General features: G+C 58.9%; 19 protein-coding genes. 8 read left to right on the top strand and 11 right to left on the bottom strand.

Translation table 11 applies throughout. The features are described 5' to 3' along the window. Nucleotides 1-70: 70 nt before the first annotated feature. Nucleotides 71-1,510 carry an aldehyde dehydrogenase family protein gene (locus ACR0BF_RS10575; RefSeq protein WP_480493952.1) on the top strand — a complete coding sequence of 480 codons (1,440 nt, stop codon included), beginning with the start codon at nucleotides 71-73 and terminating at the stop codon, nucleotides 1,508-1,510. A gap of 61 nt (nucleotides 1,511-1,571) precedes the next feature. Here ACR0BF_RS10575 and ACR0BF_RS10570 read toward each other — a convergent pair whose 3' ends face one another. Both ACR0BF_RS10570 and ACR0BF_RS10565 read right to left on the bottom strand, forming a co-directional pair. After that, nucleotides 1,572-2,006, bottom strand: coding sequence for a glyoxalase superfamily protein (locus ACR0BF_RS10570; RefSeq protein WP_480474265.1), 435 nt, complete (start codon nucleotides 2,004-2,006; stop codon nucleotides 1,572-1,574). A 177-nt stretch (nucleotides 2,007-2,183) separates the two neighbouring features. Further along, complete coding sequence (locus ACR0BF_RS10565; RefSeq protein ID WP_480474266.1) at nucleotides 2,184-3,035, bottom strand: bifunctional helix-turn-helix domain-containing protein/methylated-DNA--[protein]-cysteine S-methyltransferase; 852 nt, start codon at nucleotides 3,033-3,035, stop codon at nucleotides 2,184-2,186. 117 nt (nucleotides 3,036-3,152) lie between these two features. On the opposite strand from ACR0BF_RS10565, the gene nth reads away from it, so the two are divergent. Both nth and ACR0BF_RS10555 read left to right on the top strand, forming a co-directional pair. Continuing rightward, on the top strand, nucleotides 3,153-3,797 hold the full coding sequence (gene nth, locus ACR0BF_RS10560) for an endonuclease III (RefSeq protein ID WP_209505105.1): 645 nt from the start codon (nucleotides 3,153-3,155) through the stop codon (nucleotides 3,795-3,797). Further along, on the top strand, nucleotides 3,794-4,783 hold the full coding sequence (locus ACR0BF_RS10555; protein WP_480624872.1) for an adenosine kinase: 990 nt from the start codon (nucleotides 3,794-3,796) through the stop codon (nucleotides 4,781-4,783). The genes nth and ACR0BF_RS10555 overlap by 4 nt, the downstream gene beginning before the upstream one ends. A gap of 74 nt (nucleotides 4,784-4,857) precedes the next feature. Here ACR0BF_RS10555 and ACR0BF_RS10550 read toward each other — a convergent pair whose 3' ends face one another. Together ACR0BF_RS10550 and ACR0BF_RS10545 are read right to left on the bottom strand one after the other, a co-directional pair. Beyond that, entirely contained in the window at nucleotides 4,858-5,757 is a 900-nt protein-coding gene (locus tag ACR0BF_RS10550; RefSeq protein WP_480624871.1) for a LysR family transcriptional regulator, read from the bottom strand. Between the two features lie 409 nt (nucleotides 5,758-6,166). Beyond that, a complete protein-coding gene (locus tag ACR0BF_RS10545; protein ID WP_480554394.1) occupies nucleotides 6,167-6,658 on the bottom strand; it encodes an RNA pyrophosphohydrolase in 492 nt (163 codons plus the stop codon). 137 nt (nucleotides 6,659-6,795) lie between these two features. On the opposite strand from ACR0BF_RS10545, the gene ACR0BF_RS10540 reads away from it, so the two are divergent. After that, complete coding sequence (locus tag ACR0BF_RS10540) at nucleotides 6,796-8,823, top strand: FAD-dependent oxidoreductase (RefSeq protein ID WP_480624870.1); 2,028 nt, start codon at nucleotides 6,796-6,798, stop codon at nucleotides 8,821-8,823. Here ACR0BF_RS10540 and ACR0BF_RS10535 read toward each other — a convergent pair. Next, nucleotides 8,793-9,122: a hypothetical protein gene (locus tag ACR0BF_RS10535; RefSeq protein ID WP_480624869.1), complete on the bottom strand. Its 330-nt coding sequence runs from the start codon at nucleotides 9,120-9,122 to the stop codon at nucleotides 8,793-8,795. The genes ACR0BF_RS10540 and ACR0BF_RS10535 overlap by 31 nt on opposite strands. A 106-nt stretch (nucleotides 9,123-9,228) precedes the next feature. On the opposite strand from ACR0BF_RS10535, the gene ACR0BF_RS10530 reads away from it, so the two are divergent. After that, nucleotides 9,229-10,134 (top strand): LysR family transcriptional regulator, encoded by a 906-nt coding sequence (locus ACR0BF_RS10530; RefSeq protein ID WP_480474271.1) that lies wholly within the window; start codon nucleotides 9,229-9,231, stop codon nucleotides 10,132-10,134. Nucleotides 10,135-10,186: 52 nt separating this feature from the next. On the opposite strand, the gene ACR0BF_RS10525 is transcribed toward ACR0BF_RS10530, so the two are convergent. Beyond that, the gene (locus ACR0BF_RS10525) at nucleotides 10,187-11,104 is read right to left on the bottom strand and encodes a hydrogen peroxide-inducible genes activator (protein WP_480517998.1); all 918 of its coding nucleotides are present in this window, start codon (nucleotides 11,102-11,104) and stop codon (nucleotides 10,187-10,189) included. 98 nt (nucleotides 11,105-11,202) lie between these two features. Between ACR0BF_RS10525 and ACR0BF_RS10520 the strand changes: the two genes are divergently transcribed. Further along, nucleotides 11,203-12,165, top strand: coding sequence for a sodium-dependent bicarbonate transport family permease (locus tag ACR0BF_RS10520; protein WP_480493955.1), 963 nt, complete (start codon nucleotides 11,203-11,205; stop codon nucleotides 12,163-12,165). Here the strand turns inward: ACR0BF_RS10520 and ACR0BF_RS10515 are convergent. From ACR0BF_RS10515 to ACR0BF_RS10500, 4 genes are read right to left on the bottom strand one after another with little or no spacing between them, the layout of a single operon-like run. After that, a complete protein-coding gene (locus ACR0BF_RS10515) occupies nucleotides 12,158-13,060 on the bottom strand; it encodes an OmpA family protein (protein WP_480474274.1) in 903 nt (300 codons plus the stop codon). The two genes, ACR0BF_RS10520 and ACR0BF_RS10515, sit on opposite strands and share 8 nt — an antisense overlap. Continuing rightward, nucleotides 13,057-13,629: a peroxidase-related enzyme gene (locus ACR0BF_RS10510; protein WP_480474275.1), complete on the bottom strand. Its 573-nt coding sequence runs from the start codon at nucleotides 13,627-13,629 to the stop codon at nucleotides 13,057-13,059. Before ACR0BF_RS10510 ends, ACR0BF_RS10515 begins: the two co-directional genes overlap by 4 nt. A 15-nt stretch (nucleotides 13,630-13,644) precedes the next feature. Beyond that, nucleotides 13,645-14,355: a GNAT family N-acetyltransferase gene (locus ACR0BF_RS10505; RefSeq protein ID WP_480624868.1), complete on the bottom strand. Its 711-nt coding sequence runs from the start codon at nucleotides 14,353-14,355 to the stop codon at nucleotides 13,645-13,647. Further along, nucleotides 14,352-15,074, bottom strand: a complete 723-nt coding sequence (locus ACR0BF_RS10500; protein ID WP_480474277.1) for a competence/damage-inducible protein A — start codon at nucleotides 15,072-15,074, stop codon at nucleotides 14,352-14,354. Before ACR0BF_RS10500 ends, ACR0BF_RS10505 begins: the two co-directional genes overlap by 4 nt. 50 nt (nucleotides 15,075-15,124) lie before the next feature. On the opposite strand from ACR0BF_RS10500, the gene sfsA reads away from it, so the two are divergent. Together sfsA and ACR0BF_RS10490 are read left to right on the top strand one after the other, a co-directional pair. Then, nucleotides 15,125-15,832 carry a DNA/RNA nuclease SfsA gene (sfsA, locus tag ACR0BF_RS10495; protein WP_480624867.1) on the top strand — a complete coding sequence of 236 codons (708 nt, stop codon included), beginning with the start codon at nucleotides 15,125-15,127 and terminating at the stop codon, nucleotides 15,830-15,832. Nucleotides 15,833-15,918: 86 nt separating this feature from the next. Continuing rightward, nucleotides 15,919-17,616 (top strand): adenylate/guanylate cyclase domain-containing protein, encoded by a 1,698-nt coding sequence (locus ACR0BF_RS10490; RefSeq protein ID WP_480624866.1) that lies wholly within the window; start codon nucleotides 15,919-15,921, stop codon nucleotides 17,614-17,616. A 186-nt stretch (nucleotides 17,617-17,802) separates the two neighbouring features. Here ACR0BF_RS10490 and ACR0BF_RS10485 read toward each other — a convergent pair whose 3' ends face one another. Continuing rightward, a complete protein-coding gene (locus ACR0BF_RS10485; protein WP_480622603.1) occupies nucleotides 17,803-18,603 on the bottom strand; it encodes a helix-turn-helix transcriptional regulator in 801 nt (266 codons plus the stop codon). Nucleotides 18,604-18,673: the final 70 nt, after the last annotated feature.

The raw sequence follows: 18,673 nt of genomic DNA, 5'->3' as shown, positions 1-18,673 counted from the left end.
CCCTCTTCGCTTGGGTGACAGAGTGTCGGCGAACAGCCGGATTCTAGCTGAACCGACAGGAGGGCTCAGGATGATCGAGAAACGGAATTTCTATATCAATGGTCAATGGGTCGCGCCGTCGCAACCCAATGATTTCGAGGTCATCAACCCCTCGACCGAGGAGCCGTGCGCGGTGATCTCGCTGGGTGGTCAGGCCGACACGGATGCGGCGGTTGCCGCCGCCAAGGCCGCCCTGCCGGGCTGGATGGCAACGCCGGTGGAGACCCGCATCGCACTGGTCGAGAAGCTGATCGACATCTACCAGACCCGCGCGGAAGATCTGGCGCAGGCCATGTCGCTGGAAATGGGTGCGCCGATTGACATGTCGCGCAGCCAGCAGGTTGGTGCAGGCACGTGGCATTTGCAGAACTTCATCCGCGCGGCCAAGGCGTTTCAGTTTGAACGCCCTCTGGGGGATCACGCCCCGAATGATCGGATCATCTATGAGGCGGTTGGCGTGGCCGCATTGATCACGCCCTGGAACTGGCCGATGAACCAGGTCACGCTCAAGGTCGGTGCGGCGGCGATTGCGGGCTGCACGATGGTTCTGAAACCATCCGAGCAAAGCCCGCTGAATGCGATGATCTTTGCCGAGATGATGGACGAGGCAGGGTTCCCGCCCGGTGTATTCAATCTGGTGAACGGCGATGGCCCGGGCGTTGGCTCGCAGCTGTCGGGTCATCCCGACGTGGATATGGTCAGCTTTACCGGCTCGACCCGTGCGGGTACGGCAATTTCGAAGAACGCGGCGGAAACGCTCAAGAAAGTGCATCTGGAGCTGGGCGGCAAAGGCGCCAATGTGGTCTTTGCCGATGCCGATGAAAAGGCTGTCAAACGCGGCGTCCTGCATATGATGAACAACACCGGCCAAAGCTGTAATGCCCCCAGCCGGATGCTGGTGCAGCGCCCGATCTATGATCAGGCCGTTGAGATCGCGGCCGAGGTCGCCAGCAAGGTCACGGTGGGCAATGCCGCAGACGAGGGCCGCCATATCGGACCCGTCGTGAATGAGGTTCAATGGACCAAGATTCAGGACCTGATCCAGAAAGGTATCGACGAAGGGGCGCGGCTGGTCGCGGGCGGCACCGGACGCCCTGAGGGGCTGAACAAGGGCTATTATGTCCGCCCCACGGTCTTTGCCGATGCCAACAACCAGATGACCATCGCGCGCGAGGAAATCTTTGGCCCCGTCCTGACCATGATCCCGTTCGACACCGAGGAAGAGGCCATCGAGATCGCCAATGACACCCCTTATGGCCTGACCAATTATGTGCAGACGCAGGACAAGGCGCGCGCCAACCGCATGGCGCGGGTTCTGCGGTCGGGCATGGTCGAGATGAACGGCCAGTCGCGCAGCGCGGGCTCTCCGTTTGGTGGGATGAAGCAATCCGGCAACGGGCGCGAAGGTGGCGTTTGGGGGCTGGAAGACTTTCTGGAAGTCAAATCCGTCGGCGGCTGGGCGGCTGAATAATACACCCAGCGCAATGCAAGATGAGAGGGCGAGGCAACGCGGTTGCCTCGCCCGTGTTATGTCAGACAGGCCGCACCACTAGCTGGGGTTCCCCGTCGGACGTATGGCGACGGGAACGACCGTCCCAGCCAATCTCTCCTGTCACGCGCTGGCGATAGGCCGAGAAACTGTCGAACCGGACTACATCGACAGGCGTGTCGAACTGTAGGGTCACCCGGCGGTGTGCACCGTCCCCCAGCATGGTCAGACCACGAATTTCCGCCGTGAAGGGCTGGCCCAGGTATCGACCTTCGACCCGGTCGCCCACGCGCAAGCGCATCCGGTTGCCCGCCATCGCGTGCAATGTGTTCCAGTCGCGCACCCCATGTTGATGAGCCACCAGTTCCAGGGCCTGACCGTGCGACAGCTGAACGCCGGTGTCGTGCAGTTTCCGTCGCAGGCGTTTGGCCTGCTCTTTCAGCTCCTCCAGCGGAGCGATGTCTTGTGACAGTGTCATGTTTTGCCTCGTTTCCTTGAACGGGCGCGAGTTTAGGACGGGGTTCGCATTACCATCCGCGCGCCGGGAAAGGGCAACAGATGTTTGTTCAACCGGGTTTCACCAAAGCCTATGGCCGCGAACGGCAGGGGACCCGAACCTGCGTTGCTTTTTGGCAGCGGTCGGGCCTTCTGTCAATCAGGCGTCGGCCTGCGCCGCCTCATAGGCCAGCATGGCCCGTTTGACCGGCAGACCCCAGTGATAGCCGCCCAACCCCCCTGATTTGCGCAGGGCGCGGTGACACGGGATCAGCCAACTGACCGGGTTTCGCCCGACCGCCGTGCCCACGGCGCGCACGGCCTGCGGCGAACCCACGCGCTGCGCGATCTCGGAATAGGTCGTCACCTGCCCCGACGGGATGTGCATCAGTGCTTCCCATACCTTGATCTGCAAGGGCGAGCCGATCAGGTAGAGCGGCGTCGGCTCTAACCGGTCGCGGGCCGTGCCGAAAGCGCTGAGAACCCAGGGGCGCAGACGCATGGTATCTTCGACATAATCCGCGTTGGGCCAGCGCGAGACCATATCCTCCATCGCCGCCTTCTCTCCGGTTTCGGCCCCGAAGGCGATGCCGCAGATCCCCTTGTCGGTGCCCATGACCAGCGCGGGACCAAAGGGGCATTCAAACCAGCCCCAGTAGATCGTCAGACCCGTGCCCTTGCGGGCGTATTCGCCGGGGCTCATGGATTCCCATTTCAGGAACAGATCATGCAGGCGGCCACTGCCGGACAGGCCGACATTATGGGCGGTTTCAAGCGTGGTGAACCGTTCGCGCAGCAGCGCCTTTGCATGGCCCAGCGTAAGGTATTGCTGATACCGTTTTGGCGACACACCAGTCCAACGCGAGAACAGGCGCTGGAAATGCGCTGGGCTCATATCCATCTGGCGGGCCAACTCATCGAGGCTGAGGGTTTCACCGCCCTGATCAATCAGGTCGATTGCCCGGCGCATGACGTTATAGTGGTATCCGCTTTCGGGGGTCTGGACGTTCATGGTTGCACCTCATTGTCTGGCACAAACCATAGCGCGCGCGACACGCTGCCGCGACCCGGAACTTGCGCATTGGCTTTGGGCTTGTGTCGCGGCCCCTCGGGCGGCATTAAGGCCCGGATGGCAAAGCAACTCGACTATCATACGATCCGCGAGATCTTTACGCGCTTTCAGGAGGCCGACCCCGAACCCAAGGGTGAGCTTGAGCATGTGAATGTCTACACGCTTGTCGTGGCCGTGGCGCTGTCGGCGCAGGCAACCGATGCGGGGGTCAACAAGGCCACGCGCGAATTGTTCAAGATCGCCGATACGCCGCAAAAGATGCTGGATCTGGGCGAGGAGGGCCTGATCGAGCATATCAAGACCATCGGCCTGTTCCGCCAGAAGGCCAAGAACGTCATCAAGCTGAGCCGTATTCTGGTCGAAGACTATGGTGGTGAAGTCCCAAATTCCCGTGCAGCACTGCAATCGCTGCCGGGTGTCGGGCGCAAGACCGCCAACGTTGTGCTGAACATGTGGTGGCGGCAGCCGGCGCAGGCTGTGGACACGCATATCTTTCGCGTCGGCAACCGCACCGGCATCTGCCCCGGCAAGGACGTGGACGCGGTCGAGCGCGCCATCGAAGACAATATCCCCGCCGATTTTCAACTCCATGCGCATCACTGGCTGATCCTGCATGGCCGGTATCATTGCAAGGCGCGCAAGCCGCAATGCCCGACCTGCATCATCCGTGATCTCTGTCAATTCGAGGACAAGACATTATGAAAACCTACCAGCTGACCGGTATCGGAAATGCCGTTGTGGACGTGATCTCGCAGGCCGATGACAGTTTCCTGGAACTGATGGGCATTGAAAAGGGCATCATGCAGCTGATCGAGCAGGAGCGCGGCGAGCTGCTGTATGCCTCGATGGAGGGCCGGGTACAGACGCCGGGCGGGTCTGTTGCCAACACGATTGCGGGCGCGGGTGCGCTGGGGTTGGATGCCGCCTTTATCGGACGGGTGCATGACGACGCGCTGGGCCGGTTCTATGCGGATGCGATGAACGAAGATGGCGTCGATTTCGTGAACCCGCCTGTTCCGGGCGGGGAATTGCCGACCTCGCGCTCGATGATCTTTGTCTCGCCCGATGGCGAGCGGTCGATGAACACCTATCTGGGCATCTCCTCGGAACTGTCGTCGCATGACGTGCCCGATGAGGTCGCCGGAAGCAGCCAGATCATGTTCCTTGAGGGCTATCTGTTCGACAAGGAAAAGGGAAAGGCCGCGTTCCTTGAGGCCGCGCGCGCCTGCCACAGGGGCGGCGGCAAGACCGGGATCGCCATTTCCGACCCGTTCTGCGTGGAACGGCACCGGGTCGATTTCCTGCTGCTGATCGAGAATGAGCTGGATTTCGTCATCGGCAACGAGGCCGAAATCAAATCGCTGTTTGAAACCGACGATCTGGAAGAGGCGCTGATCAAGACCGCCGAGATTTGCCCGCTGGTGGTTTGCACGCGATCGGGTGACGGGGTGACCGTCCTGAACGGAGGCACACGCATCGACGTGCCGGTCAAGAAGATTGTCCCTGTAGATGCAACAGGTGCCGGTGACCAGTTCGCTGCGGGGTTCCTGTACGGAATGGCCACCGGACGCGACTACGAGACCTGTGCCAGGATCGGCAACGTCTGTGCCCGCGAGGTTATCAGCCATATCGGCCCGAGACCCGAGGCGGATATGCTGGAATTGTTGCGGGAAGAAGGGTTGCTTTGAGTCCAAGGTGGACCACGTCAACTCTCATCTCAGAAGGGAACTCGCAATCTTGTCGGCTGCAGCTTCATTCAGCCTTAGGTGGCTTGTTCCTTAAAAATTACCGCATAGCGAGGTGCGAAATATTTGACGAAGGCTCTAACTTCAGGTCGTCGGTAGGCATCTGGTGAAACCAACAACAAATGTGGCGCTGACAGCTCCTCGATCTCGTCGAAGCACCTGATGAGGGTTTTGTCCGGCTCAAGCAACTTCACGTTGCTTATTCCCAACCCTTGACCCGCCCTGATCGCCGAATGCATTAAGTCCAGTTCGCTATAGGTCGCCACAATCTGCTGGGGCTGAATGCGTTCAACTAACCAATGGTGAAAAACGTTGGGGACGTCCCCTCTTTGGAACGTGACGAACCTGTGGCCTTTCAAATCCTGAGATGAGGTGGGTAATCCAAATTCCTGCTCATAACTTTTCCCACCAAACAGCGACCACTTCGCGTCGCTAATCTTCCTTGAAATCAAATTTTGGTCAGGTTCAGTCCGCACCAATCGTAGCGCTATATCTGCTTCACCTGCCATCAGGTCCAGAGCTCTCACTGAAGGCAAGAACTCAAACGCTATGCCGGGGTTACTTGCCGAAAATTCATTGACAATATCGACCATTCGCGGCGAGAAGTTCGCTGAATATGCAGTGATACGAATGGGTTTTGTTGCCGCCAATTCACCTGCATGTCTGGCAAACATATTTGCTGCGGCTTCGAGCGTCTCGGCGCTCTTGACGAGATTGAGTCCGTTTTTCGTGAGTTTGAAGCCTCTGGTGTCACGCTCGAACAGAACTAGTCCGGCTGCATGTTCCAATGCATCAATACGCCTAGCCACAGTAGGTTGGGCCATGCCGAGTTTGCGAGAAGCGGCCAGCGTCGACCCCTCTCTGACGACCATCAGAAAAACGCGTACATCGGACCAGTTCCAATTCTCGCTCTGCATTTATGTAGAACAGCACAAATTCAAGCACGATACCAGAAGGTGATGCTGGCCAATAACCTGAATGGAGAACCCATGAACCAAGGTGGCTAACGATGACTTTGCACATCACCCCACAACTCGATACTTGGAAACCTTTCAGATTGTTGCACAAACTGTTTGAACGTATCCCTGATCCTTCACGGTACTGCGAGAATGACCATGAAGCGGCACGACAACGACGGGAGTTCATTCAAGAAATGATGCAAAGCCACCCTGAGGCATTTCAAAGTGAATTGGACGTTCAGTACCTGATGCAGTGCTACCCATCTTGGTTTTGAACGTGGCTCCAATGGGATTGCGCAGTTTTGTGTATTGTTGCGTGTCCGTTTCGTCCCGCTTAGCGGAACAACCTGAAAAGCATCCCTAGCGATCAGAGTTCGTTTAGATAGTCGGAAAAAGCCTCGACCACGCGCTCATACACATCGCGCTTGAACGGCACGATTTCGGCGATCAGCCGGTCTGGCTCCTGCCATTTCCAGCGGGTGAATTCCGGGTGGTCGGTTTCGATGTTGATCTGATCGTCGGCGCCGGTGAAGCGCAGCAGGAACCATTTTTGTTCCTGCCCGCGATAGCGTCCTTTCCAGATGTGGGGCACGATGTCATGGGGCAGGTCATAGGGCAGCCAGCCCTCGGTTTCGGCGATGACTTCGACCAGATCAGCCGTGACCCCGGTTTCTTCCCACAGCTCGCGCAGGGCCGCGACGCGGGGGTCTTCGCCCTTGTCCACACCGCCTTGCGGCATTTGCCAAGCGTCCGCGTGGCGGTCGTTGCGCTGTCCCACGAAAATCTTGCCCTCGGCATTCATCAGCATCAGCCCGACGCAGGGGCGATAGGGCAGTTTGGCGATTTCTTCGGGGGTCATGCGCGGCCTCATCGGGTTGTTCCGCCCACCTCTAGCAATCACCGGCGCTACAGCAAAGAGGGTGACGTGGGGTTTCGCGTGACAAAGTTGACGCGAACGTCAATCTAGCGGGCAAATTCAGGAGGGAGAGTTCCGCCATGACTGCGTACCCGAATATGCTGGCCCCGCTGGATCTGGGCTTTACCACGTTGAAAAACCGCGTGCTGATGGGCTCGATGCATACGGGGCTTGAGGAGACCGGCGACTGGAACCGGGTGGCCGAGTTCTATGCGGATCGGGCGCGGGGTGGCGTAGCCTTGATGGTGACAGGCGGGATAGGTCCGAACCTTGAAGGCTCGGTCCTGCCGGGGGCCTCGATGATGGTGAGCGACAAGGACGTGGCGCACCATTCCATCGTGACGCAGCGCGTACATGAAGCGGGCGGCAAGATCGCGATGCAGATCCTGCACGCGGGGCGCTATGCCTATGGGCCGAAATGCGTGGCCCCCAGCCCGGTGAAATCGCCGATCACTCCGTTCCCGCCCACTGAGCTGGATGAAGAGGGCATCGAGAAGCAGATCAGCGATATCGTCAACGCCGCCGTACTGGCGCAAAAGGCGGGCTATGACGGGGTCGAGATCATGGGGTCCGAGGGGTACTTCCTGAACCAGTTCCTTGTGACCCATACCAACAAGCGCACCGACCGCTGGGGCGGGTCTTATGAGAACCGGATGCGTCTGCCGATAGAGGTCGTGCGCCGCACGCGTGAGGCGGTGGGCACCGATTTCATCATCATCTACCGGCTGTCGATGATCGATCTGGTCCCCAACGGCTCGACCCATGACGAGGTGGTTCAACTGGCGCAGGAGATCGAAAAGGCCGGGGCCACGATCATCAATACCGGGATCGGCTGGCACGAGGCGCGGATTCCCACAATTGCCACCAGCGTGCCGCGTGCGGCCTTTGCCTGGGTGACCAAGAAGCTGATGGGCAAGGTGGGGATACCGGTGATCACATCAAACCGGATCAACACGCCCGAGGTGGCCGAAGAGGTTCTGTCGACCGGTTGCGCCGACATGGTCTCGCTGGCCCGCCCGATGCTGGCGGATGCAGATTTCGTCAACAAGGCGATGGCAGATCAGGCGGCAAAGATCGCGCCTTGCATTGCCTGCAATCAGGCCTGTCTGGATCACACGTTCAGTGGCAAGCTGACCTCATGCCTCGTGAACCCGCGCGCCTGTCATGAGACCGAACTGGTGATTGAACCGGCAAAAACGCGCAAATCCATTGCCATTGTGGGTGCAGGCCCTGCCGGTCTGTCGACCGCAATTATCGCGGCCCAGCGCGGTCACGACGTCACCCTGTTCGACCGCGCTGATGAGGTCGGCGGGCAGCTGAACATGGCCAAGCAGGTGCCGGGGAAAGAAGAATTCTGGGGACTGGTCGACTGGTACCGCAACATGATGGATGATCTGGGCGTGAAGGTGGAACTGAACCGCGAGGTTGGCGCAGATGACCTGACCGGCTTTGACGAGGTAGTCATCGCCACCGGCGTAAGACCGCGTGATCCGCAGATACCGGGGCAGGATCGGAACAACGTGCTGAGTTACATCGACGTGCTGCGCGGCAAGGCCGAGGTTGGCAAGTCTGCTGCCGTGATCGGGGCCGGTGGCATCGGCTTTGATGTGTCCGAGTATCTGCTGGAAGAGGGTCACAGCGCCACGACCGACCTGCCGCTATGGATGAAGGAATGGGGCGTGACGGACCCGGCTGAACACCGTGCGGGGTTGGCGCCCGAGGGGCCGCAACCCAGCGCCCCCGCGCGTCAGGTCACCTTGTTGCAGCGCAAGAAACAGGCGCACGGCAAAGGTCTTGGCAAAACCACAGGCTGGATTCACCGGGCAACACTGAAGATGAAGAACGTCAAATTCGTGGGTGGCGTGAATTATGAGCGCATCGACGATGACGGCTTGCATGTCAGCTTTGGCGAAGAGCGCGCGGACCCGACGGTGATCGCGGCCGACACCATCGTGCTGTGTGCCGGTCAGGTGTCCGAACGGTCACTGGCGGACACGCTGATCGAGCGGGGCATCACCCCCCATGTGATCGGGGGTGCGGATGTCGCCGCCGAACTGGACGCCAAGCGCGCGATCAATCAGGGCACGCGGCTGGCGGCGGAATTCTGATCGCCCCGGTTTAACGTTTCCCAGTCGGACAGCGCGAGTTTTGCACCCAGAGCGCCAAAGGCCGTTGCAAAACTCCGCCTGATCCACGTCATCACTGTCGGACGGCGGATCACGTAGTCGCGGGCCAGAACGGCACCCTTCGGCAGGCAAGGACGGCGATGGTGAAAACGGATTTCTTGACCCCGTCTGTGGTCACAAAAATGCCATTCTAAGATGAACAGAAACGCATAATTGCGCGGAAAACGCAGTATCGCAGGGTTCAGGACCGGTTTGGAAACTACTGTTTCCGCGTTTCTCATACGCAAACGATCCGATTCAAATCCCTGATATTATCCCATGTATGCCCCGATTCCGCCCAGATTCAGAGCGATAGTCGGGTTGGAAATCAATATCTGGGGAACGAGTATGGACCGACTGACCGAAATGGAAGCCTTCGCCAATGTGGTGGACCAGGGTGGCTTCACCGATGCGGCCAAGAAGATGGGCATCTCCAAATCGGCCGTGTCCAAACACGTCTCGAGCCTCGAAGCGCGTCTGGGGGCCCGGTTGCTGAACCGCACCACGCGCCGGGTGTCGCCGACGGAAATCGGCCTGGCCTATTATGACCGCGCACGTCGCGTTCTGAATGATGCGGGTGAAGCGGATTCGCTGGTCACATCGATGCAATCGGCCCCGTCCGGTCTGCTGCGCATCAGCGTTGCCACGGATTTCGGCGTCAATCATCTGTCACCGGTCCTGTCCGATTTCCTGGCCGTCTACCCCGACATCACCGTGAACATGGTTCTGAACAACCGCTATGTCGAACTGATTTCCGAAGGATTTGACGTGGCCGTGCGCATCGGCGAGCTGGAAGACAGCACGTTGCGCGCCCGCAAGTTGACCGAAACGGTCAAACGCATGGTTGCCGCGCCCAGCTATATCGAACGGTTCGGGCGCCCGCAGAAGATCGACGATCTGAACGAACACAAGTTGCTGCACTATTCCAGCCAGTCGTCAGGCAATGTCTGGAAGCTGACCGCACCGTCCGGTGAAAAGCGTCAGGTGCGCACCGCGGGCTGGCTGAGCGTGAATGACGGACAGTCGCTGCTGAACGCGGCCATTTCGGGGCTGGGGATCGCGTATCTGCCCAGCTATCTTTATGCCGAGGCGTTGAAATCGGGGCAGGTTGTCGATGCCATGCCGTCCCTGCCGGACGAGGTACAAGGCATTTACGCCGTTTACCCGCCCGGCCGCTTCACACAACCCAAAGTCCGGGCCTTCATCGATTTCCTAGTCGATGCGTTCGAAGACAAAAGCCCGATGGATTGGTAGTTTCTCCCTGAAGACCAACCTTTGGCCCGCATGTCAAAGTGCGGGCCTTTTTTTATGAACCGATCACCGTCAGACCCATGGATCGCGCGGAAGAGCGCAGGCTTTCCATCAATACGTTCTGGCCCGGCGGCGGCGTTTCGGCATTGCGCGCCAGCAATGCGATATCGCGATTTGCATTGGGAATGGACAGCGGTCGCAGGCGCACCTCGTCGCGGTAGATCCCCTGTCTGCGAGCATAAAGATCAGGCAGTACCGCAACCCCAACCCCCGAAGCCGCCATCAGAACAATGGAATCAAGCGTCGTGCCTTCATATTCATCCGAAACCACGCCGCCGCATTCCGCTGCCAGCGCATAGACGATGCGCGACAGGCGGTGGCTTTGGTCAAGGGTCAGGAACAGCCGGTTCTGCAAGTCGGCGGCACTGACGCCCTGTGGGTCCTGCGCCAGAACGTCGTCAACGGCCACCGCGACCCAGAGGGGTTCGTTGAACAAGCGGTGTTGCACGGTATTGGGGTGATCCTCGGGCGTTGACAGGATCAGGTCAAATCGACCGGATTTCAGGCCCTGTTCCAGATCGCGGGTGTTTTCCTCGCGCACGACAATGCGTAATCCGGGGCGCAGGCGGTGCACCTCTTTGATGGCTTGCGGCAACAGGTATGGCCCGATCGAAGGCAAAACGCCTAACCGCAACCTTCCGCCAACGGGCATATCGTTGGTCATGGCGTGGCGCAGGTCCTTGACCTCGGCAAGGATCCTTTGCGCGCGCGAGATGAACTCTTCCCCCTTTGTGGTCACCTGAATTCCGCCGCGATTGCGGTCAAAGATCCGAACGCCAAGCTCTTGTTCTACGGTCGCAATTTGCGCCGACAGGCTGGGTTGGCTGACATTCAGCACTTCGGCGGCCAAACTGAACCGTCCGAGGCGGCTGACCGTGACGATGTATTCCAATTGGCGCAGGGTTGGACGCATTTCATAACCTGAAACTATATTAAACTTAAAAAGATAGTATTTGGCGAAATCAATTTTGCAAGGCACCTAGCCCTGAAACGAGGGATCAGGAGTCAAGTATGCCCGGAGTGATCGAGACGCTGTCCAGCAACCTGCTGGTGCCCACCATTTTGTTTTTTGCCCTAGGGCTTTTGGCCGCTTTTGTGCGCAGCGATTTGTCTATCCCGGCCGGAGCGGCCAAGTTCATGTCGCTCTACCTGCTGTTGGCCATCGGGTTCAAAGGCGGTGCCAGCCTGGCCGCGCACGGCATCCATTTGCAACTGTTCCTGACCCTGCTGGGCGGAGTGGCCCTGTCCTTTACCATCCCCTTCGTGGCCTTTGCCCTGCTGAGGATGATGACACGGCTGGATGCGTTGAACGCTGCGGCGGTCGCAGGGCATTACGGGTCGATTTCGATTGTCACCTTTGTCACCGCCACCAGCCTGCTGGATCTGGTAGGTCTTGCCCATGACGGGTTCATGGTGGCGGTGGCGGCAGCGATGGAGGTGCCGGCCATTCTGTCGGCGCTGTGGCTGGCGCACAAGACCGGCGGAAATGGCGTCAAGGATGACAAGCTGTGGCGTGATCTGCTGGCCAATGGATCAATTGTGCTGCTGACCGGGGCGTTCCTGATCGGGGCCATAACCGGGGGTGAAGGCATGCAGATGATCGCGCCTTTCATCGTCACGCCTTTCACCGGCATCCTGTGCCTGTTTCTGCTGGATATGGGGCTTTCGGCGGGGCGCAGCCTGATCAGCAATCGCGACAAACTGTCGGTTGGCCTGTTCGCCTTTGGCGTATTGATGCCCTTGATCGGCGCGCTGATGGCCTGGGCCGTCGGTGCGGTAATCGGATTGCCGCAAGGCAGCCTGTTCCTGTTCATGGTGCTGTCGGCCTCGGCGTCTTATATCGCGGTTCCGGCCGCCATGAAAATCGCACTGCCAAAGGCCGAGGCCGGGATTTATCTGACCCTGTCGCTGGGTGTGTCCTTTCCGTTCAACATCACAGTCGGATTGCCGCTGTACCTGTGGTGGGTCAGTTGACGAGCAAGACCGCCTCGACCCGGCGGTTCAGCTCTCGCCCTTCGGGGGTTGCGTTCGATGTGAGCGGGGACAGATAGCCGACGCCCTGTGCCTCGATCCGGTCGGCGGCCACGCCATGCGCATCAATCAGACGGGTGCGGACGGACTCGGCCCGACTTTTGCTGACCGCAATATTGGCCTGCAACGCGCCGGTGTCATCGGTGTGCCCCACCAGCGCCAGGCGCATCTTGGGGTTTTCAGCCAGATATCCGGCCAGCAGGGTCAGAGAGGCATAAGTCCCCTCGTCCAGCGCAACCTCACCGGTTGGGAAATGCAGATCGTCCAGTATCACGTGACCCGATGTTGCCAGTGCTTCGAGCAGCCCGCCCGACCCCTCGACAGCCTGTTCGATCACGACCGGAACAGGGTCCGGTGCATTCTGGGGCGTGACGCGGATCATCTGGACATACCCGTCCGGGGGGTTGCGGCTGACCAGCAGGCTGAGGGCAACAGACCCCTTGGTGGCCGACAGGAAACGGTAATCCTGAATGGCGACGTACATGTCCGGGGTCGGTACCACTTCGGTGCCAAAGCGGAAGTCGAACCCGCCACAGGCGCGGGCATCACATTCGAACAGAATCTTGTAGCCCTGAGCCTCGATCTGGTCGCGCAGCGGGGCCAGTAGCTGGAGGGTTGTGCTGGAGCCCGCCTGAAGCCGCCACGTGTAGCGTTCAACCCGGCCTTCGAGGGTGTCAGCAGGCACCGCGCCATTCGCAAAAGGCCCCGTTGGCAGGTCATAGCTGTCCAACGGCGAGGTGCGGTCGCTGATCTGGCGGGCGCTGGCTGGCAGGGTCAGGTCCTGCGCCAGAACCGGCCCCGCAAAAAGCGTGGCAATGAGGGCGGCTGACCGGATCATCGAAACTGCGCGTGATACTCGGGGTTGGGCACCATTGCCGTGGCGCTGGCCACCCGGTTGGACATGTTGAAGAACCCGGCAACATTGGCAATGTCCCAGATATCGCGGTCGGTAAAGCCTGCATCGCGCAGTTTCTGGCGGTCGGGTTCTTCGATCTCGGCGCTGGCGGTTGTCATTTTGGCGGCAAAGTCCAGCATCGCGCGCTGCCGGGGCTCGATCGGTGCAACACGGTAATTCATCACCAGCATCTCACCCAGTTGCGGGTTGCCCGAAAGCTGCCGGACCGCGGCACCATGCGCGACCAGACAGTAGAAGCACTTGTTGATCGACGAAACGACCACGGCAATCATCTCGCGCTCCAGCTTGGACAGGCCGCTGTCGGCCAGCATCAGATCGTTATACATAGCCGTGAACGTGTTCAGCTTGTCGATGTCGAAGGCGTTTGCCTTTAGCACATTCGGCACCATGCCCAGCTTTTCGACACAGATATCGAAATATTTCTGCGTTTCCGGCGGCAGCGGATCGACCATGGGCAGGTTCAGCGCGGTGGGCATGTCTTTCTGTGTCATGGCGACCCCTTTTGCTCAGACAAGGTGACGGTAATGGTATTCGCTGGCGATCTCCATCCCGAGGGCGCGATAGAGACCATTGGCACCTTCATTGGCCTTGGTGCAGATCACACTGAGGCTTTGTGCGCCGTTGTCACCTGCCCAAATCGCCGCGGCCCGCATGGTCCACTGACCCAGCCCCTGACGGCGGTGCGCGGGCAGGATTTCAAGCGCATGAAGCATCGCGACATCGTCATGCATTGCTACGAAGGCTGCACCGCTGGGCTTGTCGTTGTGGCGCAGAAGCAAACCGGTTTTGGGACCCTTCGCGCGCTCCATCACCGCCAGACGTTCGGGCCCGATCCCACCGGCCGCCCAGATTTCACGCATGATTTCAAGCGGCTCCCAGACCGAAAACACCATGACCGGAGGGATCGGCTGATCGGTGAGGTGAGAGACGGGGCACGTATAGATGTTGACCGGATCAAGGATGTCATATCCCCGTTGCGCCAGCTTTGCATCCAGCGCCTCATCCCCCGGACGCAGGCAGAAGATGGATTCCTGCCCCATGGCCTGCATCGCGGCCTCGGCCGCGTCGATATCGGCATCGCTGGCCGGGGCCAATGCATTGGCCGCAGAAACACGCGAGCCACCGCCCTGCCCTTCGCGCAGTTGAAACGGCCCCAGCCTGCGATACCGCGCGGCAGGCCATGTGCCATCGACGATGTCAGCCCAGTCGCCGCTCAAAGCGCAAGCTCTTTCGCCAGACGGGTCATGGCCGCGTCAATCCGGCTGCCATCGGTGCCGCGCACCACCACGTTGGCCCCAAAGGCCCCGTTGATTTGAAACGGATAGCAACCGATGGACAGATCGCTGAAATCCTCGGCCAGCGCAGACAGGTTTGCGGCGATATCGCCTTCGCCCCGGTCCACGCGCAGGGTTTGCGACAACAAGGGGCTGCCACCGGTCAGCGTGGGCAGGACGCTGGCGACCATAGCCTGAAACACCAGCGGCACCCCGGCCATCACATGCACGTTCTTCAGGGTGAAACCCGGCGCCGTCGAGACCGGATTGTCGATCAATGTCGCGCCATCCGGGATACGCGCCATGCGCAGGCGGGCGGCGTTCAGTTCCAGCCCGGACTTGTCGTAATGCGCCTGCAACAGCGCGCGCGCGTCGTCGCGAACGTCAATCGGGGTGTCGAAGGCGCGCGCAATGCAATCGGCGGTGATATCGTCATGGGTCGGGCCAATGCCGCCGCTGGTAAAGACGGTGTCGTGGCTGTCAGACAGCGCTTTGACCGCCGCTTCGATGGCGGGGGCGTCATCGCTGACGATGCGAACCTCTTTCAGATCAATGCCGTGTTTTGCCAGCTCCTGCGCCAGATAATGCATGTTTGCATCGCGGGTGCGGCCCGACAGGATTTCATCCCCGATCACCAGCATTGCTGCGGTTGGATTGGCCATGGCGCGGACTCCTCTTGATCGTCTTCAGGGGCAGGTATAGGCCGTGAGACATGCGTTTTGGAACCCCTCTTATCCCCGCCCGCCTGATCCGTCGCTACAAACGCTTTCTGGCCGATTGCAGGCTGGACGACGGGCGCGAAGTCACCGCCCATTGCGCCAATCCGGGATCCATGATGGGGTTGGCTGAACCGGGCCAGTTGATCTGGTTGGAGCCCAATGACGACCCTAAGAAAAAGCTGAAATTCGGCTGGCGGCTGGTGGATCACGAAAACGGGCATTTCACCGGGGTCGATACTTCCGTCCCGAACCGGGCCTTGCGGGCAGCACTTGAGGCGCGCGAGATCCCCGAGCTGGCCGCTTATGAAACCGTCCGACCCGAAGTGAAATACGGGCAAAACAGCCGTATCGACTTCCTGCTGAGCGGCCCCGGTCTGCCAGATGCCTATGTCGAGGTCAAAAGCGTGACCCTTTCCCGTCAGCCCGGTCTGGCCGAGTTCCCCGACAGCGTCACCGGCCGCGGCACCAAACATCTGGGCGAGCTGGCACAGATGGCAACGCAGGGGCACCGGGCGATCATGCTGTACCTGGTGCAACGCACCGATTGCGACCGGTTCGCGCTGGCCGCGGATATCGACCCGTCCTATGCAGCAGCGTTCGAGGCGGCACAGGCTATGGGCGTAGAGCGGATGATTTGCGGGACGCGGATATCACCGGATGGGGTTTGGGTTGACACGAGTGAAACCCGGTTTGGTGTCTGATGGCTCTGAACGGGTGCGAGGCGCCCAGAGTGGACATCGTCTTTAGCAAGTTGGTCTGAAGAGGCTTATCAACTATTGTCGAGTGCATGTCGAACAATGGACTACATTTGCAACGAAAGTTGGCGGCAATACTGGCCGCTGATGTCGTCGGGTATTCGGCACTCATGCATAACGATGAGCAAGCAACACTGCAAATGCTTGATCATCTGGAAACCGACATCGTCACTCCAACAATAGTGGGCCAATCAGGTCAGATCGTGAAAAGCGTGGGCGATGGTTGGTTGGTTCGATTTGACAGTGCGGCACAAGCTGTGACTGCAGCAATTCAGATACAGGAACAATTGGCTGAGCACCCGTTAATGAAAGTGCGGATCGGCGTTCATGTTGGGGATATTACAGAAAAAGCCGACGACATACTGGGTGACGGTGTAAACATTGCTGCGCGGCTTGAGAGCATTGCTCCATCCGGCGGCATCGCTATTTCTGAACCAGTACACTTGAACCTTGACCGCACTCTGGCGGCTGCTTTCGAATCTGTCGGGAAGAAGAAGCTTAAGAACATCGAGCGCAGCCTAGATGTCTGGATGCATCATGGACTGTACGTGGCACCCACGCATAGAGCAGTTTCTTTCGCTGAAACGAACTTGCCAAGGCTCTCCATTTATCCCGTCTCATGCCGCGACCAACGCGTTGAACTAAAGGAAATGGCCGCAGCTCTGACTTCGGATTTCGGTTCCTATTTTCGAACAATCAACTGGTTGAATGCAGCGGTATCCTCGACGGAACCATCAAAGGGATATGCACTTCGTAGCGTGCTACGTGGATACGGGGATCGATTGCGTCTGGAATCCCGCTTACATGATCCTTCTGATTCTGAAATCTGGACCGAGAAGTTCGATGGGGTGGTCGAAGCCATCTTCGATTGGCAAGATGAGGTGGTAGAAAAGCTGTTGGACGCCGTAAGCGGAACCTTGATCGAGTTTGAGACCGCAAAGCTTTCGGTACTGCCTGAAAACGAACTAACTGCCGAGCAATGCGTCCTGAAGGGTATGATCGCTTGGTCTGGTGCCGGGATCGACAGCTACGAAGAAACGTTATCGTATCAAGCCAAGGCGATTGAAGCCAAACCAACTCTCACGGCCGCCTATGCCGAAGCTATTTGGACAATGAATGGCGCGAGGACTTACAATCTGCGTTGCGAACTGTCGACCTACTACGAGAAACTGCCATCTTGGATTGAGGCCGGGCGACGCATGGCAGGTCAAAACCCAACGCTTGATCTGAGTGTCGCCGTGGCTGACTATAATGTGGACGGGGATGCAGATAAGTTGTCCGTGGCGCTTGAACAAATCCAGAAAAGAGCACCGTTAGATGCCCGCCTTCATTTGTTTATGGGGTGGGGGTATAATTGGGCTGGGTTTCCTGAAATAGCACTAAGCTGCTTTCAAACGGCGCTTCGCTTGGGCCGGTATGGTGCTGTTTTCGTGGGCGCTTCCGGAGGTGCCGCCACTTCTTGCGTAATGCTCGGCCGAGACCGTGATGCCATCGCCTATGCAGAAGCAGGTATGCGATTCTCAAAGGATTATGCCGCTCTTCACAGCACGAGAGCTGCTGCACACGCAATGCTTGGGGAAACTGAAAAAGCGTCTGCAGCTTTGATGCAGATGCTGCAATTGGAACCTAGCGAAACGATCTCGAGGTGGCGTAGCAACGTGGATTATGGCGGTTCAGAAGGCGCTGAACGTTATTTTGAGGCGCTTCGACGGGCAGGGATGCCAGAATAGCGGCGCTGAAAACGGATTGTGCTGGCAAACACGTCCTCAAAGCCCGTAAAACCGTCAGTTCGCCCAGGTCCTGATTTTGCGCCCGTAGCGAATGCCGGCAATGTGGGTTGCACCCGCAGCACCCAGAACACCTTGTGAATCTCGGCCCTGGCCGCATTCACAAGAAAGTTCTACGGATTTCCCAAGTTAAGATGGCTTTGATGCCAAATATCGAGTTGCTGCGGAAAACAACTCTGCCTGTGAACTGACGCCCAGCTTGGAGTAGGCGTTGTGGCGATGCACTTTGACTGTACCTTCGGTGATCCCGAGAAATGCGGAAGCAGAGCCGGCTGAGTGGCCTTGCAAAACAAGGCGCACGACCTCGGCTTCTCTTGGGCTTAACCTGTCCGCACCAAAAGTGGCCAACCGTTCCTCAACCTGATTCAGGGCTTCCGGTTGTCTTTCGGCACCCCTCAGGTTCCAGTTTCGGATCACGGCGGCCGACAGGGTCTTATGGATGGAATTGATCTTCGCGACATCCTCAGGGGTAAACCGGGGCTGACGGGCGCCTCGCGACAGAGATATTACGACCCAGTCCCCGCTGTTTAGCCTTATCAGCACCCCCAACTCATCGCTGATCCGAACCTTGCGATAAAAGGTCCGGTAGTACTCTGAACGAAAGAACGCCTCATTGACTAAATCGGCCAGACGGTAAGCGCCGGGTTCTTTTCCCGATCTACACGCTTGCGAAAACGGATCCAGCAGGTATGGGCCGGTTGCATAAAACTGAATTGATATGGCCGCCTGCACGTCGTCGAGATCGTGATAGAGCGAGACAGGTGGTGCTTGATCCTGATAGCGCGTGAGGATCATCGATTCAAAACTGACATGCAGTTCCAACATCTTCCTCAGAGCTGTTGGGAAGAAGTCTGTTTCCAACCGCTCCAACAAGATTGCGTAGGTCTCATCCCACTTGGCCGCCGAGATGTCGCCGCTATCTGGTAACATAGCCAATTCCTATAACTAAAGATATATATCCTACCGCAAATTTACAGTGATGGCCATTCGATTCCATTGT

This window comes from Ruegeria sp. AG7, from assembly GCF_056541545.1.
This window is presented reverse-complemented; position numbering and strand designations above follow the sequence as displayed.

Excerpts from the sequence above, each read along its gene's own strand:
- ACR0BF_RS10575 (WP_480493952.1), top strand. The coding sequence starts at position 71 with ATGATCGAGAAACGGAATTTCTATATCAATGGTCAATGGGTCGCGCCG.
- ACR0BF_RS10570 (WP_480474265.1), bottom strand. The coding sequence starts at position 2,006 with ATGACACTGTCACAAGACATCGCTCCGCTGGAGGAGCTGAAAGAGCAG.
- ACR0BF_RS10565 (WP_480474266.1), bottom strand. The coding sequence starts at position 3,035 with ATGAACGTCCAGACCCCCGAAAGCGGATACCACTATAACGTCATGCGC.
- nth (WP_209505105.1), top strand. The coding sequence starts at position 3,153 with ATGGCAAAGCAACTCGACTATCATACGATCCGCGAGATCTTTACGCGC.
- ACR0BF_RS10555 (WP_480624872.1), top strand. The coding sequence starts at position 3,794 with ATGAAAACCTACCAGCTGACCGGTATCGGAAATGCCGTTGTGGACGTG.
- ACR0BF_RS10550 (WP_480624871.1), bottom strand. The coding sequence starts at position 5,757 with ATGCAGAGCGAGAATTGGAACTGGTCCGATGTACGCGTTTTTCTGATG.
- ACR0BF_RS10545 (WP_480554394.1), bottom strand. The coding sequence starts at position 6,658 with ATGACCCCCGAAGAAATCGCCAAACTGCCCTATCGCCCCTGCGTCGGG.
- ACR0BF_RS10540 (WP_480624870.1), top strand. The coding sequence starts at position 6,796 with ATGACTGCGTACCCGAATATGCTGGCCCCGCTGGATCTGGGCTTTACC.
- ACR0BF_RS10535 (WP_480624869.1), bottom strand. The coding sequence starts at position 9,122 with ATGAGAAACGCGGAAACAGTAGTTTCCAAACCGGTCCTGAACCCTGCG.
- ACR0BF_RS10530 (WP_480474271.1), top strand. The coding sequence starts at position 9,229 with ATGGACCGACTGACCGAAATGGAAGCCTTCGCCAATGTGGTGGACCAG.
- ACR0BF_RS10525 (WP_480517998.1), bottom strand. The coding sequence starts at position 11,104 with ATGCGTCCAACCCTGCGCCAATTGGAATACATCGTCACGGTCAGCCGC.
- ACR0BF_RS10520 (WP_480493955.1), top strand. The coding sequence starts at position 11,203 with ATGCCCGGAGTGATCGAGACGCTGTCCAGCAACCTGCTGGTGCCCACC.
- ACR0BF_RS10515 (WP_480474274.1), bottom strand. The coding sequence starts at position 13,060 with ATGATCCGGTCAGCCGCCCTCATTGCCACGCTTTTTGCGGGGCCGGTT.
- ACR0BF_RS10510 (WP_480474275.1), bottom strand. The coding sequence starts at position 13,629 with ATGACACAGAAAGACATGCCCACCGCGCTGAACCTGCCCATGGTCGAT.
- ACR0BF_RS10500 (WP_480474277.1), bottom strand. The coding sequence starts at position 15,074 with ATGGCCAATCCAACCGCAGCAATGCTGGTGATCGGGGATGAAATCCTG.
- sfsA (WP_480624867.1), top strand. The coding sequence starts at position 15,125 with ATGCGTTTTGGAACCCCTCTTATCCCCGCCCGCCTGATCCGTCGCTAC.
- ACR0BF_RS10490 (WP_480624866.1), top strand. The coding sequence starts at position 15,919 with ATGTCGAACAATGGACTACATTTGCAACGAAAGTTGGCGGCAATACTG.
- ACR0BF_RS10485 (WP_480622603.1), bottom strand. The coding sequence starts at position 18,603 with ATGTTACCAGATAGCGGCGACATCTCGGCGGCCAAGTGGGATGAGACC.